Annotated in this window: 18 protein-coding genes; 10 read left to right on the top strand and 8 right to left on the bottom strand. The window is 47.7% G+C overall.

Going from position 1 to position 19,843, the window contains the following annotated elements; all coding sequences use genetic code 11:
• Positions 1–38: 38 nt before the first annotated feature.
• A complete protein-coding gene (locus AC1DLM_RS19910; RefSeq protein WP_477570931.1) occupies positions 39–2,369 on the top strand; it encodes an ATP-dependent DNA helicase in 2,331 nt (776 codons plus the stop codon).
• A 70-nt stretch (positions 2,370–2,439) separates the two neighbouring features.
• Here AC1DLM_RS19910 and AC1DLM_RS19905 read toward each other — a convergent pair whose 3' ends face one another.
• Positions 2,440–3,603: an iron-containing alcohol dehydrogenase gene (locus AC1DLM_RS19905; RefSeq protein ID WP_477570930.1), complete on the bottom strand. Its 1,164-nt coding sequence runs from the start codon at positions 3,601–3,603 to the stop codon at positions 2,440–2,442.
• A 179-nt stretch (positions 3,604–3,782) separates the two neighbouring features.
• Here AC1DLM_RS19905 and AC1DLM_RS19900 point away from each other — a divergent pair, with 179 nt between their 5' ends.
• From AC1DLM_RS19900 to AC1DLM_RS19890, 3 genes are all read left to right on the top strand, one after another.
• Positions 3,783–4,832 (top strand): GGDEF domain-containing protein, encoded by a 1,050-nt coding sequence (locus tag AC1DLM_RS19900; RefSeq protein ID WP_441991161.1) that lies wholly within the window; start codon positions 3,783–3,785, stop codon positions 4,830–4,832.
• Positions 4,833–4,837: 5 nt separating this feature from the next.
• Positions 4,838–5,233 (top strand): VOC family protein, encoded by a 396-nt coding sequence (locus AC1DLM_RS19895; RefSeq protein ID WP_441991160.1) that lies wholly within the window; start codon positions 4,838–4,840, stop codon positions 5,231–5,233.
• A 489-nt stretch (positions 5,234–5,722) separates the two neighbouring features.
• A complete protein-coding gene (locus AC1DLM_RS19890) occupies positions 5,723–7,543 on the top strand; it encodes an ABC transporter ATP-binding protein (protein ID WP_441991159.1) in 1,821 nt (606 codons plus the stop codon).
• Between the two features lie 62 nt (positions 7,544–7,605).
• Here AC1DLM_RS19890 and AC1DLM_RS19885 read toward each other — a convergent pair whose 3' ends face one another.
• Complete coding sequence (locus AC1DLM_RS19885) at positions 7,606–8,217, bottom strand: FMN-binding negative transcriptional regulator (RefSeq protein WP_441991158.1); 612 nt, start codon at positions 8,215–8,217, stop codon at positions 7,606–7,608.
• A 181-nt stretch (positions 8,218–8,398) separates the two neighbouring features.
• Here AC1DLM_RS19885 and AC1DLM_RS19880 point away from each other — a divergent pair, with 181 nt between their 5' ends.
• Positions 8,399–9,376: a Gfo/Idh/MocA family protein gene (locus AC1DLM_RS19880; protein ID WP_441991157.1), complete on the top strand. Its 978-nt coding sequence runs from the start codon at positions 8,399–8,401 to the stop codon at positions 9,374–9,376.
• A 54-nt stretch (positions 9,377–9,430) separates the two neighbouring features.
• On the opposite strand, the gene AC1DLM_RS19875 is transcribed toward AC1DLM_RS19880, so the two are convergent.
• On the bottom strand, positions 9,431–10,924 hold the full coding sequence (locus AC1DLM_RS19875; RefSeq protein ID WP_477570929.1) for an MDR family MFS transporter: 1,494 nt from the start codon (positions 10,922–10,924) through the stop codon (positions 9,431–9,433).
• 117 nt (positions 10,925–11,041) lie between these two features.
• On the opposite strand from AC1DLM_RS19875, the gene AC1DLM_RS19870 reads away from it, so the two are divergent.
• On the top strand, positions 11,042–11,581 hold the full coding sequence (locus AC1DLM_RS19870; protein WP_441991156.1) for a PadR family transcriptional regulator: 540 nt from the start codon (positions 11,042–11,044) through the stop codon (positions 11,579–11,581).
• A 22-nt stretch (positions 11,582–11,603) separates the two neighbouring features.
• On the opposite strand, the gene AC1DLM_RS19865 is transcribed toward AC1DLM_RS19870, so the two are convergent.
• Positions 11,604–12,089, bottom strand: a complete 486-nt coding sequence (locus AC1DLM_RS19865) for a hypothetical protein (protein ID WP_441991155.1) — start codon at positions 12,087–12,089, stop codon at positions 11,604–11,606.
• A 189-nt stretch (positions 12,090–12,278) separates the two neighbouring features.
• Between AC1DLM_RS19865 and AC1DLM_RS19860 the strand changes: the two genes are divergently transcribed.
• Both AC1DLM_RS19860 and AC1DLM_RS19855 read left to right on the top strand, forming a co-directional pair.
• Positions 12,279–12,953 carry a response regulator transcription factor gene (locus AC1DLM_RS19860; protein ID WP_441991154.1) on the top strand — a complete coding sequence of 225 codons (675 nt, stop codon included), beginning with the start codon at positions 12,279–12,281 and terminating at the stop codon, positions 12,951–12,953.
• Positions 12,950–14,095, top strand: coding sequence for a HAMP domain-containing sensor histidine kinase (locus AC1DLM_RS19855; protein WP_441991153.1), 1,146 nt, complete (start codon positions 12,950–12,952; stop codon positions 14,093–14,095). Before AC1DLM_RS19860 ends, AC1DLM_RS19855 begins: the two co-directional genes overlap by 4 nt.
• A 548-nt stretch (positions 14,096–14,643) precedes the next feature.
• Here the strand turns inward: AC1DLM_RS19855 and AC1DLM_RS19850 are convergent.
• From AC1DLM_RS19850 to AC1DLM_RS19840, 3 genes are all read right to left on the bottom strand, one after another.
• The gene (locus AC1DLM_RS19850) at positions 14,644–15,015 is read right to left on the bottom strand and encodes a DUF2500 domain-containing protein (protein WP_441991152.1); all 372 of its coding nucleotides are present in this window, start codon (positions 15,013–15,015) and stop codon (positions 14,644–14,646) included.
• A 54-nt stretch (positions 15,016–15,069) separates the two neighbouring features.
• Positions 15,070–15,513 (bottom strand): GNAT family N-acetyltransferase, encoded by a 444-nt coding sequence (locus AC1DLM_RS19845; RefSeq protein WP_441991151.1) that lies wholly within the window; start codon positions 15,511–15,513, stop codon positions 15,070–15,072.
• Between the two features lie 178 nt (positions 15,514–15,691).
• On the bottom strand, positions 15,692–16,768 hold the full coding sequence (locus tag AC1DLM_RS19840) for a M42 family metallopeptidase (protein ID WP_441991150.1): 1,077 nt from the start codon (positions 16,766–16,768) through the stop codon (positions 15,692–15,694).
• A 159-nt stretch (positions 16,769–16,927) separates the two neighbouring features.
• Here AC1DLM_RS19840 and AC1DLM_RS19835 point away from each other — a divergent pair, with 159 nt between their 5' ends.
• On the top strand, positions 16,928–17,653 hold the full coding sequence (locus tag AC1DLM_RS19835; protein WP_441991149.1) for an MBL fold metallo-hydrolase: 726 nt from the start codon (positions 16,928–16,930) through the stop codon (positions 17,651–17,653).
• A gap of 15 nt (positions 17,654–17,668) precedes the next feature.
• Entirely contained in the window at positions 17,669–18,247 is a 579-nt protein-coding gene (locus tag AC1DLM_RS19830) for a TetR/AcrR family transcriptional regulator (RefSeq protein WP_441991148.1), read from the top strand.
• A 53-nt stretch (positions 18,248–18,300) separates the two neighbouring features.
• Here AC1DLM_RS19830 and AC1DLM_RS19825 read toward each other — a convergent pair whose 3' ends face one another.
• Positions 18,301–19,734, bottom strand: a complete 1,434-nt coding sequence (locus AC1DLM_RS19825; protein ID WP_477570955.1) for an IS1182 family transposase — start codon at positions 19,732–19,734, stop codon at positions 18,301–18,303.
• Positions 19,735–19,843: the final 109 nt, after the last annotated feature.

Genomic DNA, 19,843 nt, shown 5'->3' with positions numbered 1-19,843 from the left:
ATAATAAGGAACAAATGTTCTAAAAATGGAGACATGGCATGCTAGCTGTTGTTCAGATATCGGTTCGTTCGCTTGTGGAATATGTGTTTAGCAGTGGTAGTATTGATGCGGAATTTCGGTCGAGCAAGGCATTGAGAGATGGCACGAAGGCGCATCAGAGATTGCAAAAGCAATACGGAGAGTCCGATCAGCATGAAGTGTATGTGTCTGCGGAGATTGCGCATGAGGGGCTTTTATTTGTCATAGATGGGCGTTGTGATGGGCTGCTAAATGGGACTGATGACGGAGATATGCTTACGGTAGATGAAATCAAATCGACTTCCGGAGATATTGCGCTGATTGAAGAGAATTCGTACCCTGTGCACTGGGCACAGGCGATGTGTTATGCGTACATGGTGGCCCATGATCGTGGGCGTAGCCATATGCGAGTTCAGATGACGTATACACAGGTGGATACGGAGGAGACGCGGCATTTTGTAAGGGAAGCAGCTTACGATGAGCTTGAGCAGTTTGTGCAAGAGGTGATTCAGAACTACTATCCATACGCACAAATGAAGTTTGACCATGAGCAGCGCAGAAATCAGAGCATCAAGGAGCTGCAGTTCCCTTTTCCACAGTATCGTGAAGGGCAGCGCAAGCTGGTAGGAGCGGTATACAAAACCATCCAGGACGGGCACAAGCTATTCGCTAAGGCACCAACAGGCATTGGCAAGACGATGTCTACGCTTTTTCCGTCGGTGAAAGCGATGGGGGAGGGCGTGCTGCAGCGGTTTTTTTATTTGACGGCAAAGACGATAACGCGTACGGCGGCTGAGGAAGCTTTTTACCTGTTGCAGGACAAGGGCTTGCAGCTACAGGTGGTGACGCTAACCGCGAAGGATAAAGTGTGTTTGAAAGACGAGGTCAAGTGTACGCCGGCACACTGTGAGTTCGCGGATGGCTACTATGATCGGGTGAATGAGGCGGTGCTTGATCTGCTCAGGCAGGAAACGGTGATGACCCGTTCTGTGATTGAGACGTATGCGCGGAAGCACCGTGTGTGTCCGTTTGAGTTCTCGTTGGACGTGGCTTATGCGGCGGATGCGGTGATTTGTGATTACAATTATATCTTTGACCCGCGTGTGAATTTGAAAAGGCTGTTCGAGGAGCAGAAGCGTAAAACAACGCTGCTTATTGATGAGTCGCATAATCTGGTGGATCGAGCACGGGAAATGTACGCCAGTGAGCTGCACAAATCGGTTTTTCTTACACTACAACGTGAGTTCAAAGGTGCTAGTAAAGAGCTCCATGACGCGGCGAAGGCGATAAATGCCTATTTCATAGCACTCCGCAAACAAGTGGGAGATCGTGAGATGATGGTGGAGGCGGGGCTGCCGGAATCGTTATTGGTGCATGTGGATGCTTTTATTGCGGTGGCTGAAAAGGAATTAGCGAGATCGGCCGGTGGTAACCCGGTGAGTGCGGTACTTTTGGATGCGTATTTTGGAGCGCAAAATTTCGTGCGCATCTCGAAGTTGTATGACGAGCGGTATGTGACGCTGGCTGTGAATGACCGGAACGAGGTCAGCGTGAAGCTCGTGTGCTTGGATCCATCTCATTTGCTGCGGCAAATGGGGAAGGGGTATCGGGCGCATGTGTTTTTTTCGGCGACGTTGTCACCTTTATCCTATTTCATGGACATGTTAGGGGCAGGAGAGGACGATTACTCTGTGACGGTGCCGTCGCCTTTTGCGAAAGAGCAGCTGGAGGTTTTCGTGCAGCCGCTTTCGACTCGTTATCAGGACCGGGAAAACAGTCGTACGCAGATTGCTCGTTCGATCTATGAGCTGGTCACGGGACGAGCTGGTAATTATTTGGTGTTTTTCCCTTCGTACGCGTATATGAGCAGTGTGTATGAGGCATTTACGGATCTTGTAGGTGAGGCGGCGGATGAGTCGCAGCTCCATGTACTCGTTCAGCAGGCCAAGATGACGGAGGAGGAGCGAGAGCACTTCCTATCGGCGTTTCAGGCGGGAGCGGAGATGACGTTAGTAGGGTTTGCGGTGATGGGCGGTATCTTCTCCGAGGGCATTGATCTTGTTGGCGACCGTTTAACGGGCGTCGTTGTTGTGGGTGTTGGATTGCCGCAGCTAGGACCTGAGCGCAATCTGATCAAGGATTACATGGAGCGCACGGGCAAAAACGGCTACGACTATGCTTATGTCTACCCCGGCATGAACAAGGTGCAGCAGGCTGGCGGAAGGTTAATTCGCTCCGAAACGGATCACGGCGTGCTGCTGCTGATCGACGATCGCTACCTGCAGCCGCGTTATCAGCGCTTGCTGCCGGAGGAATGGCGCGACTATAAGGTGCTGCCTGTGCAGCGTTAAGACCTCAACGTAAAAAGCCGCACCCCAAGGTTGACCTTGGAGTGCGGCTTCTTCATGTTCGCTATGATATTTATAGCGACATCTGATAAATTTTCACGACATCGGCGCGAGTCAGCTTCTGGAAGTTGCCGAAATCGCCGTAAATCATAGCCTTATCGGCCATGAGCTCGATGGTGGATTCGTCGATGTTGTAATCAGCCAATCGGCTAGGTGCGCCGATGCTTGTGAAGAACGCGCGCAGTGCCGCGATACCTTCTTCCGCCACTTGCTTGTCGGATTTGCCGGAGGCATCGATGCCAAAGACGCGCTGCGCGAACTGCTTGAACCGTCCCACGTTGGCGTCGAGGTTGTGAGTCATCCAGTTCGGGAAGAGGATGGCTAGACCGCCGCCGTGCGGGATATCATGGACAGCAGAAACCGCATGCTCCAGGTTGTGCGTCGCCCAATCCCCACGGATACCCATGCTTAACGTGCCGTTAAGCGCCATCGTACCGCTGTACAGAATGGTTGCGCGATGTTCAAGATTGTTCAGATCCTCTAGCAATAGAGGAGCCGTGTCGATAACCGTACGCAGAATCGTTTCGCAGAACCMATCCTGTATAGGCGTATTCGTCCCATGATGGAAGTATTGCTCGAACACGTGAGACATAATATCGACCATGCCGTATACGGTTTGATTTTCAGGTAATGATGTTGTATGAGCTGGGTCGAGGATAGAAAATTTCGGGAAGGAATAAGGACTTCCCCAGCCTAGTTTATCGTTCGTTTCCCAATTGGTAATGACGGAACCAGAGTTCATTTCCGAACCAGTCGCAGCAATGGTTAGAACGGTTGCTAACGGTAGTGCGCCTGTTGCTGCTGCTTTGCGCGTAGCGATATCCCAGAAGTCGCCATCGAACTTGGCGCCCACGGCAATGGCTTTCGCACAGTCAATCACACTGCCGCCGCCTACTGCAAGGATAAGGTCGATGTTGTTGCTGCGGCACAGGGCTACACCGCGGTGGACGGTCGTTAATCTCGGGTTGGGCTCAACGCCGCTAAGCTCTACGATGGTTGCTTCTAGTCCTTGTAAGAGATGAACAACCTTGTCATAGATGCCATTGGCTTTGATGCTGCCACCACCATAGACGAGTAAGATATTTTTCCCATACTTAGGTACTTCAGTTGTTAGTTTGTCTAATTGACCTTGACCGAAATGTAGGGTTGTTGGATTATGGAAAGTGAAATTATTCATGATCTTACCTCCTTGAACATATATGGGGGCGTTGGTGCCCCTCTTACTATTGTATAGTAACGATCTGCTAAAAACAAAATTGGCGACGGATTCGTGGTTCGAGAGCATATAAGAAGGACATAGGGACAAGGTATAGAATGAATAAGGGGAATGTCATCTGGTAGGGATGTGATTGCAGCATGGTGAAATTAAGAAAGTCTGACCATATCTTAGAAATTGCATACAGTTGTGTACGTTGGTTCCTTCTTGCTGCTGCATCCTATTTGTATCTGAACTATTACTATAGCGCCTCGCAGAGTCTAACTCTTTTTTGGAGTATGCTTGTAATCGCTATTCTGTATATGGCAACTACGGAGGTGGCTCTGCACTTTACTCCTATAGCTTCTGGTTTCTATCGCATAGTGACACGAGTAGGTGTAGTCATGGATTATGTATCCTTTATTGCTGTTATCATATTGACAGATGGGACACATAGCCCACTTCTCCCAATTGCTTACTTAGTTATTCTTCACGCTTCGATGTATTGGAGCTTCCGAGGATCCATGGTGGCGACGGGGATGATCATCATCGGATATTGCTTCGTAGTTGAGCTAGTGGATGGCGGGTTTCTAATAGACGACATACCCCGACATTTTTTTAATTTTGTCTTCCTACTTATGATTGGCGTCATTGGTGGCATCATTGTAGCAAGGGAGCGGAAGCATTTCATTGAAAAGGGGATTTTTGAAAATTTAGCAAAACAGGATTATTTAACAGGGCTCCATAACCATCGAAGCTTTCAAGAACAGTTGAGAGAGGCTATTGCAAGTAGACGACCACTCACACTTATGATGGGGGATATTGACTATTTTAAGCAAATCAATGATCGCTACGGTCACCAAGCAGGTGATACGGTTTTGAGAGAGATTGGCAGCCTATTAGAGGCGTCCATCCCAAGTACGCAAGGCTGTGCCTTTCGCTATGGTGGTGAGGAGTTTGCGATTATTTTTTATACAGATTCTCAGCATAAGGCGACGGAGCTATTCAACTTATTTCTGGACAAGCTGCGGGCCAAAGTATTTGAGCATGGTAATGATGCATTTCAAGTTACGATGAGTTTCGGAGCTGCACTCCGTGATCGGGGACAAGGGAAGTCGGAGCTGGTCGCCGCGGCTGATGAATTACTTTATGAAGCGAAAACACATGGCAAAAATCAATTGCTATGGGCTCGTACAGAAAGGATGGAGTAGAAACTATGGCAACCTTATCCCCTTATATTTATAGTGCTGACGCGCGAAAGCAGGCTGACTTCTATGTGAGCGTGTTAGGCGGAGAAATTATTAACGTCCAGTCGTATGGCGATCTACCTGGGATGGAAGAGTCGAAGAAGCACCTGGTTATGCATTTGGAACTGCAGGCGCTGGGTCTACAATTCTTCATGGCTGATGCAGGTATAGAGGCCAGTGACCGAGGCAATGGTATGGATTTGGCACTCACCTTCAAGGATGAGGAGGAGGCGCGCAAGATTTATGATGGTTTAGCTATGGATGGCGATGTCATCATGCCATTTGAACGCATGTTCTGGGGAACGATGCTGGGGCGTGTGCAAGATCGTTACGGAGTTATGTGGCAGGTGGCTACTGAATTATAAATGGAACGAAGAGAGCTCCCTTGTGAGAAGCCGTATGGCTATCGTGAGGGAGCTTTTTCCTTGCCCTCTCCGATACTTCTCTCCGCTAACTCTCGTTGTATCGCTCCTCCCGCGACCGGTGTAATTCTAATGGACATAGCAGTCGCTATTGCGACGAAATCAGACAGATTCCTCATTTAACGGACACTAGAGCCGCTATTTACGGTTTTAGAAGTAATATTGCATCTCAATCTGGAGAATAACGGCCGTGTTGTCCGATAGAACAGGCGAATCCAGCCAAATGACCGAATAACGTCATCCGTGTCCGTTAGACGGGAGCGATAGGGAGGATTGGGTTCGAATTCGCCTCCAGATCTCCCATTCCGCCTCAGGACCGATTCGAACGCGTTTATATTCTGTTTAAAATAGGGGAGTATGATCATAACCAGTGGTAGATAACAAATTCATTCACACGGAATTACATCCGATCGGGTAAAGGAGTAGAGATAGATGGCAAAGACGAAAAGAGATCTACCGAAACAAAAAAATGACTGGCGGGGCTTCCTCCGCTTGCTGAAGAGCGCTAATCCGCCTAAACTTTTGCTGAGTATTGCGCTGGGGTTAAGTGTGATCGCAACGCTTGTCTCCTTGGTTATACCGCTATTCACGAAAAATGTGGTCGATAATTTCTCCATTAGCTCACTGAATTGGTGGCAAATTAGCGGGATGGGGCTTGCCTTCATCGCATCGGCTGTTGCTTCTGGCGTAGCCACGTATTTATTGAATTTTTCAGGTCAGCGCGTAGTGGCGGGTATTCGGGATCGCCTGTGGAAGAAACTGCTCGTGCTTCCGGTTAAGTATTATGATAATCATCAAACGGGGGACACGATCTCGCGGATGACGAATGATACGGCCATTATTAAAGGCCTTATTGCTGAGCACATGGCTGGGTTTATTACGGGCACCATTTCCATTATCGGGTCTATTATCGTGCTCTTGTATATGGATTGGAAAATGACACTGATCATGTTCAGCATATTCCCGATTGCTTTCCTTATCCTTTTTCCATTAGGTATGCAAATGTACAAAATTTCTAAAGGCATGCAAGCCGAAACGGCTAATTTCACGTCGGTGTTGAATCGGGTATTATCTGAGATTCGTTTGGTGAAGGCTGCCAATGCAGAGCCTGTGGAGTACAAGGAAGGTAGCGCAGGGATCCAGACGTTGTTCAAATTTGGACTAAAAGAAGGCAAAATTCAAGCCTTGATGTCGCCGCTGATTATGTTTGTCATGTTGATGATGTTCGTCGTCCTCTTCGGGTATGGTGGCACACGCGTAGCGTCAGGAGCGATATCTGCCGGTCAGTTGGTCGCTTTCATGCTGTATTTATTCCAAATTGTGATGCCGATTACGCAGATTACTCAATTTTTCACGCAAACTCAGAAAGCGATGGGCGCAACAGATACCATTCTTCAGGTGCTGGATCATGAAGAGGAGGATCCGCACGTAGGTTTACCCGTTAAAGATGCTTCCCAATCCCTGCATTTCGAGCATGTATCGTTTGGTTATAAAGAGGGTGAATCGGTTCTCAAAGATGTTAGCTTCACGATGGAATCGGGTAAAGTTACCGCGATTGTAGGGCCGAGCGGAAGCGGGAAGACGACGATGTTCTCGTTGCTGGAACGTTTTTACTCGCAGCAAGAGGGTAACATCTCACTAGGCGAAGCAAGGATTGGTCAGTACTCGCTCGTCTCCTGGCGCAGCCAGATCGGCTATGTATCGCAGGAAAGTCCGCTCATTGCGGGGACAATTCGGGATAATATTTGTTATGGCTTGCAGCACGAAGTGACAGAAGAGGCACTGAAGCGGGCTTCCGAGATGGCCTATGCGGATGGTTTCATTGAAGAGCTTCCGCAGAAGTATGACACGGAAGTCGGAGAGCGCGGAATCAAGCTGTCAGGCGGACAGCGGCAACGGATTGCTATTGCCCGGGCGCTGCTGCGCGATCCGAAGATTCTCATGCTGGACGAAGCGACATCAAGCTTGGATAGCAAATCAGAGGTCGTCGTACAGCAAGCGCTGCAGAATTTGATGCAAGGACGTACAACCTTAGTCATTGCCCATCGTTTATCTACGGTCGTCGACGCGGATCAGATCGTGTTTCTCGACAAAGGTGTCGTTACAGGCCGCGGCACGCACCAAGAGCTTATCGAGTCACATGAGATGTATCGTGAGTTTGCTACCCAACAGCTGCAGATACAAGAGCAATTGATTGCAGAGCATTCACTGCTGACAACTGAATTGGCGCCAACTGAGCAAATCCATTCTTGAATGACAAAAAGCCTCTACACCCATGAAATGACGGGGTAGAGGCTTTTTGTTCGTTCGCGGCATTAGACGCCACCCAGTTTTCCCTTCATTAGCACAGCAATCTGCTGCTCCTGATCTCCCTTAAGCTCCAATTCTCGAATAATGCGCTCTTGGCGCTCTACGGGCTGATTCTGGCTGAGCTTGGCCTTGCCTTCGATGCTGGAAATCGAGAGCCGGAAGGCTTGTATCCCTTTGCTCAGCCCAGCAATCAAGTGAGGATCAACGCTGTCTAAATCATACGGGCTGTCGGCCCTCTCATACTTGCTGGTTAGCTGCCGTAAGACGCGTAACACGTCTTGATCGTCGTGAATGAGCTCGACCTTGCCATACACATGAACGGCCATATAATTCCACGTTGGGACAGCGGCAGCCGTTCCATACCAGGAAGGCGAGATATAGCAGTGGGGACCTTGGAAAATGACCAAAACCTCCTGCCCCTCGATATCCACCCACTGTGGATTAGAACGAGCGAAGTGCCCATATAGGCACTGCTCCTCAGCACTCAACATTAGGGGGATATGAGTCGCGAAGGGGCGCTCCTGATGTTGCGAAACGACCGTAGCGAAGCTATACGCTTCGATGAGGTCATACATCTCCGACAGCTCTTCTATTTTAAAATGGGAGGGTGTGTACATGGCTGCACCTTCTTTGTCTTAGCATTTTAGCAATAGTATAGCAACCATTATGGTATATAAAAAGTGCCAATTTCTTCGATTTTGAGTAGACCACTATTGTTGCTTACGAAGTGTGTACAGGAGGTCGCAACCCTAATGTCGAATACCTAACCAACTACGCAATTCAAGAGGAGGCAATAGAATGGAAAAAGTTCGTTGGGGAATTATTGGCTGCGGTGATGTGACGGAGGTCAAAAGCGGCCCAGCCCTGCAGAAGGCAGAAGGCTCGGAGCTAGTCGCGGTAATGCGCCGCAATGGGGCACTAGCAGAGGACTATGCGAAGCGGCATGGTGTGGCAAAATGGTACGATGACGCCGTGGCGTTAGTCAACGACCCAGATGTAAATGCGGTCTATGTCGCAACGCCGCCAGGATTCCATCACGAGTATACGTTACTCGCTGCCAAAGCAGGAAAGCCTGTCTACGTGGAGAAGCCGATGGCTAGAAATCACGCAGAGTGTCAAGAAATGATCTCCGCTTGTGAAGAAGCGGGCGTGCCTTTATTTGTGGCGTATTATCGCAGAGGGCTCCCTAAATTCGTGGAGATCAAGCGTCTGATTGATAGTGGGGTGATCGGGGAGGTCCGTTTCGTACAATCCACCTACCTGCAACCGATGAGAGAGTATGAAGAAGGACTAGAACCGTGGCGCATTCAGCCTGAACTGTCCGGTGGCGGACTATTCGTGGACTTGGCGAGCCATGCACTGGATATCCTTGATTATATATTGGGGCCGATCGGAGAGGTCAAAGGATTCGCAAGCAATCAAACTGGCAAGCAAAAGGTCGAAGATATCGTAACAACGAGCTACGCATTTGAATCCGGTGTGATGGGTACAGGGGTATGGAGCTTCAATGCGTTCACACGCCTAGATTTGAATGAGATTGTGGGTAGCCTTGGTAAACTATCGTTCTCTACGTTTAGTGGTGATCTGCGCATTGAAACCGCAGATGGGGATGTTCAAGAACTGACGATTCCCAACCCTCCACACGTTCAACAGCCGCTGATTCAGAAGATTGTTGATGATCTCCGAGGCATCGGGCAAAGTCCTAGTACGGGTATAACAGCTGCACGTACGAATCGTGTGATGGACGAATTGCTGCGCGACTTCTACCGCGCATAAGTATAAACGAAAACCCCAGCCTAATGTGAATGACATCAGGCTGGGGTTCTTTATTCATGCATTAGGCTTTCGGGTCGGCGTTGCTACAATAGGAGCAGGTGCCGACGCAGAAGGATTGTCGGGTGCTAAGGAACGCTTGTTAAGGAACAAGCTGAGCGGCAGAGCGACCAGAACAATAAATGTGGCAAGCAAGTATACGTCATTGACACTCATCGTGAAGGCGTGAGTACCAATTTGCACTTTGTCCGTCATCCCGCCGGTAGCAAGATCCTTGCTATGTGTTGCGGTTTGGGACGATAAAACGGAAGTGAATAGGGCAATCGCGAAGGACCCGAATACGTTACGAACCCAGTTATTAATCGATGTTGCATGGCCAGAAAGAGTTCTCGGAATTTGCTCCATCCCTGCATTACTTGCAGGCATCGTAGCGAAGGCAATCCCGACGTTCCGAACGATCATCCAGAACACAATATAGCCGCGTGACACGTCTGTACTTAACCAACTGAGTGTGAGCGTACCAATCGCAATTAAGGAAATACCGATAAAAATTAGAATACGAGGCCCAACACTGCTATACAGCTTGCCTACGATTGGCATACAAAGTGCCATCACGAGGGAGGCAGGTAATAGAATTAATCCTGTATCCAAGGGAGTAACATGCTGAATGTTTTGCAAGAAAATTGGTGTCAGGAAGGTACCAGAGTACAAGCTTATCGTAACAATACTGGAAATAATGAGTGATAGCGTATATCTCGAGTTTTTCAAAACACGGATATTCAATAATGGGGAGTCAGCCTTAAGTTCTCTCCAAATGAATAGCAGAAGGACTAGGAAACCTGTTGCAAATAGACCAATAACACGTCCTGATGACCATCCCCAAGCATGTCCTTGGGAGAAGCCGACGAGCAAGGCAAGACTGCTGACAACGACAGTGAGTAAGCCGATTAAATCGAACCTTTTTGGAACAGAAAGACGGTAATAAGGGATTAATTTGAAAACGAGAATAATAGCAACAATGCCGACAGGTACGTTCATGAGGAACAACCAGTGCCAGCTCCAATTTTGCAATAGCCAACCGCTCAATGTAGGCCCGATTGCTGGCGCCATCATAGCAGACAAGGACCAAAGTGAAATCGCGATCGGTTGCTTGTCACGCGGGATAACTTGATACACAATCGTCATGGTAGCTGGCATAATTAGACCGCTGAAAGCCCCTTGAATAATACGGAAAGCAATCAGGGATGAAGCATCCCATGCTAACGCACATAGGAGTGAAAATACGGTAAAACCAATCAACGCAATCGCGTATAATCGTTTGTAGCTGAATTTCTCCCCGAAATACCCTGTAATCGGAGCGATCGTACCGCTTGCGAGCATGAAACCAGTAATTGTCCATTGGATTTTGCTCAAATCTGTATGGAAATGATCACTAAGAATCGGTATCGCGATATTAATCGTACTCATACTTAGAATCGAAACGAACGATCCGAAGAAGATAGCGATCATTATTGGCCAGAAGCGCACTTGCTGTAACTCATCCTTACTCAAAATAATGCCTCCACTCTATCCATTGATCTTACCGATAGTATTCTCTATAATTTGAATGAAAATCATCATACTACCGATATGTTTATATGTCAATAATGACATAAAGGAGGAGCGGAAATGAATACCCTTTCATATGGATTACTAAGCCTTTTAACCAAAAACTCCCGTTCGGGGTATGAGCTTATGCAACATATACAGCCTTTTTGGTCAGCCAAACATAGCCAGATCTACCCCTTATTAGCACAATTAGAGCAAAAGGGGCACGTCGCTTTCGTACATGTTCCTCAATCCGATAAGCCAGATAAGAAAGTGTACTCCATCACAGAGCAAGGGAAGCAGGCATTACGGGGTTGGATCGCTGAGCCAACGGATGAACCTGTGACAAGGGATGAGCTTGCCCTTAAGGTGTACTGCATTGGATTAGTGGATAAAGAACAGGCGAGGAAGATGCTCGCGGTACGCGAAGTATATTATAAGAAGAAAAAAGAGCGATTCAACCTCCTGATGGATAAGCTCCAACAAGGAAGTGATAAACCGCTCGATCAATTAGAGATTGAAGATGATGCATTCGGCATGTATGTATTGGTACATAAAGCCACAATGAAAGTAGATACGGATTTATATTGGTGTGAGTGGATGAAGGAGAAATTGAAGTGATTTGAAGTATTTTCAAGTGATCCTAACTGCCGATTTCCTGTATGACGGTTTGGATTTTCTGCAGACGAATGTATTCGGACTTCTCTAATTGCGGTCGGAAATAAGCATACAGATAGGCCGCATCCTCGAACGTCAATGCAGGGTAGCAGACGACCTCTTGTACTACGAGCGGATTATCCATGATAACCTGCCATTCTCCGGCTCTCTCTGCTTGAGGGATGTTTGCGAAAATGTGTTTCTTGGCAGCTAGGGTACTTTCGAGCTCTGGCCAAATCTTCTCCCAAGATGGACTGAAATCAACAGGTTCAGGAAAAAGTCGCTTTGCTTTCGCAACGGACTGTTCGACGATGTCCATTTCTGTGTCCCCCGCGGCTTTGATCGCATCCGTGAGACTGTCGAGTAACCGCCTGAAACCTGCGAATCCTTCCGAGAGTACCTCGCGCCTAAATAGGGCTTCCGCTTCCGCGGTAGTCAGCTTGTTGAAATCCGCCAATGTGTTATTTGTCATACAGGCCACAACCCCCCAAACTGTTCCTTTTCCCAAATTTATCATAAATCATTTTCCAAATAAAGCCCTTTCATTTCATAAAATAAGCTTCTGGTTTAAATTGAGTTTATATTGCTCCTTTATACTAATTTCTATCATAAACACATTCTATATGCAGACAATAACATCAAGAATCGAGGCTGAACATAAATGGCACCTATTATGATCGTAGATGATGATCCGTATATTCGTGAGCTTGTCCGCGTGTTCATGCTGAACGAGGGCTTCGATGTCGTCGAGGCCGAAGATGGCGTCCAAGCGCTCAAGAAGCTGCAAACCGTCCAAGTCGATATGGTTATTCTTGATGTGATGATGCCGAACATGGACGGATGGGAGCTGTGCAAGGAGCTTAGAGAGCATTATGATGTGCCGATACTCATGCTAACGGCCAAAGGAGAAACGGCGCAGAAGGTCAAGGGCTTCGAGCTCGGCGCAGACGACTACCTCACCAAGCCCTTCGAACCGCTTGAGTTGGCGATGCGAGTGAGAGCGCTGCTGAAGCGCTATAAAATCGCTTCCTCGCAAACGATTCAGGCTGGCGATTTAAGCATGAATCGCAAAACCTATGAAGTCACCATTGGCGCAGAGAGCATCACGCTGCCACTCAAGGAGTTCGAACTGCTTTACAAGCTCGCGAGCTACCAGGGCAAAACTTTCTCGCGCGATCAGTTGATCGAGCAGATTTGGGGCTTTGACTATGAAGGCAACGAGCGAACCGTTGATGTGCATATTAATCGGCTGCGTGAGCGATTTCCTGAGGAGCGGCACGCTTTTCGCATCGCTACAATTCGAGGCTTGGGCTATCGGCTGGAGGTGCTGAAATGAATCATCGGCACAGAGCAGAGAGAAGAGAGCGGAGAGAAAGACAGAAGAAGCGGAGAATGAGCCAGAATAATAAGCAGTCCATTCTCCAACGAATAGGCGGCTTCTTTTTCGGCTTAGGGATATTTATTCTTATTATCGTGTATTGGTTAGCTGCCTTCTATGGCACGGAGTATCTCTACGAACATCTGGGGAAACGCCCTGCGGAAGTCATCGTGCAATTGATCAACTGCATCGGAGGCATGTTCTTCTGGGGGATTACTATGGCCATTCTTGGCCAATTTATGAGGAAGCATCAGTTAATTTTCTTCCAAAGTTTGAATCAAGCGATCCGAAGCATGTCGAGAGGGGACTTCAATGTGTTGGTGGATGATAATCCTCGAAATGGACCCTTCGTGGAGTTAGCGGAGTCGATCAATCAAATGGCGACCGATCTCGGGCAATTAGAGAAAATGAGGCAGGAGTTTATTTCCAACGTCTCTCACGAGATTCAGTCGCCTTTAACGTCCATTAGCGGATTCTCCCGCGCACTGCAGAATGATCAGCTGTCGCCGGAGGAGCGTAAGCATTATTTGACTATCATTGAAACGGAAAGTGTACGCTTATCCAAGCTCAGCGAAAATTTGCTGAAACTGACTTCCTTGGAGTCGCAGCATCATCCTTTTGAACCGAAAAGCTATCGTTTGGATAAACAGTTGCGCAATCATATCCTCGCTTGTGAGCCGCAGTGGGTAGATAAAGATATTGAAATGGACATCGAGCTGGATCCAGTAACCGCCCAGGCCGATGAGGATCTACTCAGCCAGGTATGGACAAACCTCATCCACAACGCAGTGAAATTTGTACCAGTTGGCGGAACGATTCGTGTTCGAGTGGTTAGTAATGGGGAAGAGGCTGTAACGCGGATATCGAATAATGGGCCTAACATTCCAGAAGAGGATCAGACGCATATTTTTGAACGTTTTTATAAAGCGGATAAATCTAGAAATCGCATGGCAGGAGGCAATGGGCTGGGCTTGTCGATTGCGAAGAAAATCGTGGAGATGCATCATGGGTCGATCACGGTGGAAAGCGGAATGGAGGAACTGACTTCTTTCATTGTCCGATTACCGATTGTTCAGAAGGCACAGATACCCAACATTTAAAATCGTATGAACGCAAATAGAGGCCCCCGCTTATCCATGATAACCGGAGGTCTCTATGAGTCATTTTGCCTATTCAATTGTTCTTCCGCACACTCCATTCCCCGAAAATTCGCAAGTCAGTTGCTGCAATCGATACGTTCGCCTCAAAGTTAAAGTGTCCTTTCCTCTTCGTTAATTGCCCATTTAATCAACCATACGACAAGTCCCTCACTACTGTTCCTTTCCTAATGTGATGACCTGCCTGATCTGATTTCCTGCATGCTGGATGAACGAGTGGGACGTTCCTGCACTTGGTTCCTGTCGTTTAGAACGCAAGTGAGTAGCATGCTTCGCTAACATGGTCCAATGGACTATCCCCTCTCTTAGAAAGTCTGTAAGGCTCTTCGTTGTTACTGCACCGTGTGGTGCGGGTTGTCCTCTCTGTCTGCCTTGGATTTATAATAGCCTATTATTAAAATATTGTAAATATTCAGATTATTCAAAAATCGGCACAAATATGCCTATTTTTTTGTTTTTCCTTGTAAATGCTTGCGTATTCGTGGAATTGCTCACATTGCTTTCTTACGTTCGAATTCTTTGAAACGAGTGCCCTGAAAAGTTAAATTCCCTATATCCCCCTCGGCCATATGGCCAAACTGCTGCCGGCCTATCCACAATTCCATTCTGCTCCGGTCTTCAAACTCAAAAGTAACAAAGTAGGAGGTGTTCGAATTTAAATTACTGGTGTTTCCGGAGAGTTGAATCCGTTTGGCAACAACCTTACAGAATCGATCTTGAATGGGGGCATTGTTATTGGATGTCCAGACCGAAAGAGATTTGATAATAATGGATAGAAAGATGCCAACCACGAGAATAAGGATGAGGATGAAGAGGATAAGGACAAGCGTACTTAAAGCTCCTTCATTTAACCCAGCTAGCACAAGTAAGCACTCCTTCGCAGATTTGATAGAATAGGTGAAACGACTTTCTCCTAGCTAGAGGAACCGTTTGACGAAACGATAGCCGGTTTCATGAAAGCCGATGGGCGGTTGGGTGGTTCGGGAAATGTCAGTGGATTCTACATCCGTCAACCACATCATGCCAGCGCAGTTATGATCACTTGCCAGCTGTTCGGCATAGCTTCTCAACTGTGCCAAAGGTGCTTGGTTACTATCGGGATCTTGCTTAAAGGAAATAACCGAAATTTCACTAAATGTTACATTGTGTGCGGCATGATCTCTGCGGATACGAAAGCTTAATGTACCGAGAATCCGATTCTTTTCTTCAAAGACATATAGCAATTCGTCTGGGTTGTCGCGCATGTTATGCAGCCTATTTTCAATATGTAAAGGGGAAATCAGTTTGCCAGTAAGATGAGAAACAAGTGAACTAATTGCTGATGTATCCTGGGGTGTTGCTTCACGAATGCATGTAGTCATGGGTATCCTTCTTTCTAATAACAAGTTATATTGCTAATTGTACCATATATTGGAACATTAGTTCTATATTTATGAAAAAAATGTCAATTTTTTACGTATAAGGACAATGTTTAATGAAATGCAAAAAAGCGCAGCAAGAATTCATCTTGATACGCTTTTTTTTGGTTATAAACGGGACTTAGGCTTGAGAAAGAATGGTGTTTAACGTTGTGCGATCGCTGGCCTGTACTAACTTGATCAGCAGTTCCTTGGCAGCGGCGTAATCATCGACGTGAAGAATCGACGCAGAAGTGTGAATATACCGCGCACATACCCCGATCACAGCGGATGGAATCCCACTGCCTTGTACGTGCACCTGTCCCGCATCCGTTCCGCCTTGCGAGATGAAGTACTGATACGGGATCTTATGCGTCTCCGCCATATCCAGGATGAATTCAACCATCCCACGGTGGGTAATCATCGTGGGATCGAAGATCCGCAGCAGCGCTCCGCGCCCTAGCTGCCCGAAAGCTTGGCGGTCGCCGGTCATATCCCCGGCTGCACTAGCATCCAACCCGTAGAACAAGTCCGGCTGAATCATATTCGTGGCCGTTCTTGCGCCGCGCAGGCCGACTTCTTCCTGTACGGTGGCTCCCGCGTACAGGACGTTCGGGAGCTTCGGCCCGCCGTGAAGCTCCTTCAAGAGCTCAATCGCGAGGCCGACGCCATAGCGATTGTCCCAAGCTTTGGCCATAATCCGCTTCGGATTAGCCAGGGGTGTGAACGGGCAGATCGGCACGATCTGCTGCCCGAGCTTGATGCCGATGGCGATGGCATCGGCTTTGTCTTCCGCGCCGATGTCAATGTACATCGTCTTGATGTCTGCAGGCTTGCTGCGCGCAGCCTCGTCCAGCAAGTGCACCGGAACGGAGCCGATCACACCGATGATCGGTCCGTTTGCCGTCATGATCTGCACGCGCTGCGCGGGCAGCACTTGACTAAACCAGCCGCCGAGCGGCTGGAACTTGACTGTGCCGTGCTCGGTGATGCCGTTGACGATGAAGCCTACCTCGTCGAAGTGGCCCGCCACCATGATGCGCGGTCCTGCCTCATCGCCGCGCACAACCCCGAATAGGCTGCCGAGCCCGTCTTGTACGAACTCATCCGTATATTTAGCCAACTCGCCGCGTACAAATGCACGGATCTCTCGCTCAAAGCCAGGTGCAGCTTGCATTTCGGTTAACGTTTTAAAAAGTGCTAAAGTTTCAGTATTCATTAGGTAACCTCACTCACTTCGTGTGGATTGTAGGACAATATGAGAACTATTTTACCACATATGGAAGGTTAAGTTTTTGGTACCCGAAAAATGCCTATTTACAAAACTAATGATATTAGTTATTATACTAATATAAATAGTTAACAGGAGGCGTTTAACATGAAAATAACGCGAATCGGACATCTGTATCAGCTGGCTTTTATGCCTAGGTTTTTCCCAGTGAATTGTTACTTGGTAGAGGAAGAGTCCGAATTAACCCTGATTGATGCGGCCTTACCATTCAGTGTGAAAGGTATTCTACAGGCGGCGCAGCAAATTGGGAAGCCGATTACACGTATCGTTCTAACACATGCGCATGGGGATCATATTGGTGCATTAGACGGTTTGAAAAAAATGCTGCCACAAGCTCAGGTCTACATCTCCAGAAGAGATGCGAAGCTGTTGGCGGGGGATGTGGCGTTAGAAGCGGGTGAGCCGCAAACCCCGATTAAGGGCGGCATTCCAAAAGGGATTCAGACGAAGCCCGATGTGTTACTGGCTGATGGGGATCGGATCGGGTCCTTGCAAGCTTATGCAGCTCCTGGTCATACACCAGGTTCCATGGCTTTCCTTGATGTACGGAGCCGGGCGTTGATCGCTGGGGATGCTTTTCAAGTGCGAGGCGGAGTAGCGGTATCAGGTGTTGTGAAGTGGAAGTTCCCGTTCCCAGCGCTGGCGACTTGGAGTAAGGAAGCTTCCTTGGCAAGTACGCGTAGATTGAGACAGCTAGAGCCTAGCTTATTGGCAGTCGGACATGGACGGATGATTGAGCAACCGGTAGCGGTGATGGATGCTGCACTCGACGAAGCGACTGCAAAATTCCAAGGCGTATCAGCGTCAATTTAGAAAGAGGGGCACTAGATGGCGATTCGACAAGGATTAGATGCAGAAACGGTTTTGCAAGCGGCAATAGAACTTGCTAATCAACAAGGGGTTGAGCAGCTTTCGCTGGCAGCGCTGGCGGGCCAACTCCATATTAAAACACCTTCACTTTACAATCACATTAAAGGTTTGCCTGATCTGCGCATGCAGCTATCGAAGCGGGGCCTTGTCCTCGTGAAAGAGGCGATGGTTGAAGCCGTAATTGGTAAAGCTGAGGATGAAGCCTTGCTGGCTGCGGGTGTGGCTTATGTGGAGTTCGCTCGAAAGCAGCCGGGTTTGTACGAGGCGATCTCAGCGCTGCCTGATTATGAAGATCCCGAGTTGAAAGAAGTCGGTGCTGGGGTTGTGACCTTCTTGTTGCGCATCCTTGCGCCCTATGGACTCAGTGAGGAAGATGCGCTGCATGTGGTGCGCGGTTTCCGGAGCATGGTGCATGGATTCGCCTCGCTCGAGCATCGGAATGGCTTCCGCATGGGGCTGGATCGGGATGAGAGTTTGCGCCGGTTGTTGCAGACGTATCTACGGGGGCTGCGTGCTGATGTGGGGCGTGAGAAGTAGCGTGATGCTTATTTCTCATCACGCACATGATCAGGCTGTCGAGTAAAGCGCTTTCATGAAACTTTCAATACCCTCCAATTTGCTTTCCACGCATATTTACATGCAATAAAAAAGATCCCCCTTTTGTTTGCGCACTTCGCAAGCTGTCGGGCGATCTTTTTTATGTTTTGTGCTACTGCTGTCATAAGTGCTTTTTCCTGCATATTCGTTCGCCCCCGTAACAGCGAACAGCGAAGTCCATGGAGCTCTTTGGCATCCGCGAAACTTCGCTCAATCGTTTGGCACCGAAGTCGGTACAGTTTTTTTCCTGMGACACTATTCCTGTTTTTTGCTACTTGCTCTTTGTGGTTTTCCCAAATATGTCTCTGAATTTTTCGAGTGTGGTTCTTTGATGTTGTACAATTTGTAAGTACAGGGCAATCTTGGCATTGTTTAGCATTTGATGAATACTCGCGGTAACCTTGTCGGTTCGTGGTGGTGTAATGTAACTCCTGTCCCTTTGGACAGATATACACATTTTTCTCCGCATCAAAAACGAACCGCTCCTTCGACATTCCCTCCAAAGTTGATGTCGTTGCGCGTCCTCCAATAACGGGATACATACCCATAGTTAATGTCTCTTTACAAATGTGCGGAGTGAAGTAGCCGGAGTCTAGAGCTACGGCCTCGAGTGTATCTTTAAATCCGAACTTTTCAACTTGGTGCTGTAAACGTTCGATATAAACAACGGAGTCATTCACATTTCCTTTTGTCACGTACACATCCGTAATAATGTTGAATTTATGATCAACCGTGCGATGATCCAAGTAAAAGAAGCCTTCTGGTTTACCTTTACGCATCATATATCCACTGTCTGGATCCGTCGTGCTTACTTTCATTTGCTTTGTCTCATTCACCTCCTCCTTGCGCTCCAGTTGCTTTTTTCCATGGAGTTCTCGATCTTTGTCTACAGCTTGATCCAGTTCTAGTGTGTATTCATGAGGTGTTTGCTCCACCGTTTGCATGGTGTACTTGTTTTTACTGGCTCTTGCTTTAATATGCGTGGAGTCTGTAATCAGCACACGACCTGCAACCATCCGATGTTCAATGGCAAGTCGAACAATCTCATCAAAAATATCCTGAAACACATTCGTATCTTTAAACCGAGTTCGACGATTCCAGCTAATCGTGGTGTGATCCGGTGCTTTTTGAGAGAGTCCAAGTCCTAAAAACCAACGGTAACCGATATTTAAATTGATTTCTTGCTCGAGTTGGCGCTCCGAACGAATGCCGTATAAATAGCCAATAAACATCATTTTAAAGAGTAGGATAGGATCAATTGAAGGCCGCCCATGATTATCGCTGTAAAAAGGACGAACGATATCAATAATAAATGTAAAATCAATATGAGCAGCTATATGGCGGAGTAAATGGTTTTGTGGAACCATTAAATCAATACAAACGAGTTCATAGTCTAATTGAGGGTCATTCGGTTTAGAGCGAAGCATGAGGTTCACCACTTTCAAGAGTATACTTATATTATACCAAATTAACGCGGTAATGTGATGAACTAAAAAGAAAATAATAAAGACTGTCGAGACTTTCTCGACAGTCTGA

This window comes from Paenibacillus sp. 01T442 (genome assembly GCF_056398345.1).
The sequence above is the reverse complement of the archived record's forward strand: the minus strand, read 5'-3'. Positions and strand labels throughout refer to the sequence as shown.

Coding starts and splice junctions, on each gene's coding strand:
- AC1DLM_RS19910 (WP_477570931.1), top strand. CDS start 39: ATGCTAGCTGTTGTTCAGATATCGGTTCGTTCGCTTGTGGAATATGTG.
- AC1DLM_RS19900 (WP_441991161.1), top strand. CDS start 3,783: ATGGTGAAATTAAGAAAGTCTGACCATATCTTAGAAATTGCATACAGT.
- AC1DLM_RS19895 (WP_441991160.1), top strand. CDS start 4,838: ATGGCAACCTTATCCCCTTATATTTATAGTGCTGACGCGCGAAAGCAG.
- AC1DLM_RS19890 (WP_441991159.1), top strand. CDS start 5,723: ATGGCAAAGACGAAAAGAGATCTACCGAAACAAAAAAATGACTGGCGG.
- AC1DLM_RS19885 (WP_441991158.1), bottom strand. CDS start 8,217: ATGTACACACCCTCCCATTTTAAAATAGAAGAGCTGTCGGAGATGTAT.
- AC1DLM_RS19880 (WP_441991157.1), top strand. CDS start 8,399: ATGGAAAAAGTTCGTTGGGGAATTATTGGCTGCGGTGATGTGACGGAG.
- AC1DLM_RS19870 (WP_441991156.1), top strand. CDS start 11,042: ATGAATACCCTTTCATATGGATTACTAAGCCTTTTAACCAAAAACTCC.
- AC1DLM_RS19865 (WP_441991155.1), bottom strand. CDS start 12,089: ATGACAAATAACACATTGGCGGATTTCAACAAGCTGACTACCGCGGAA.
- AC1DLM_RS19860 (WP_441991154.1), top strand. CDS start 12,279: ATGGCACCTATTATGATCGTAGATGATGATCCGTATATTCGTGAGCTT.
- AC1DLM_RS19855 (WP_441991153.1), top strand. CDS start 12,950: ATGAATCATCGGCACAGAGCAGAGAGAAGAGAGCGGAGAGAAAGACAG.
- AC1DLM_RS19845 (WP_441991151.1), bottom strand. CDS start 15,513: ATGACTACATGCATTCGTGAAGCAACACCCCAGGATACATCAGCAATT.
- AC1DLM_RS19840 (WP_441991150.1), bottom strand. CDS start 16,768: ATGAATACTGAAACTTTAGCACTTTTTAAAACGTTAACCGAAATGCAA.
- AC1DLM_RS19835 (WP_441991149.1), top strand. CDS start 16,928: ATGAAAATAACGCGAATCGGACATCTGTATCAGCTGGCTTTTATGCCT.
- AC1DLM_RS19830 (WP_441991148.1), top strand. CDS start 17,669: ATGGCGATTCGACAAGGATTAGATGCAGAAACGGTTTTGCAAGCGGCA.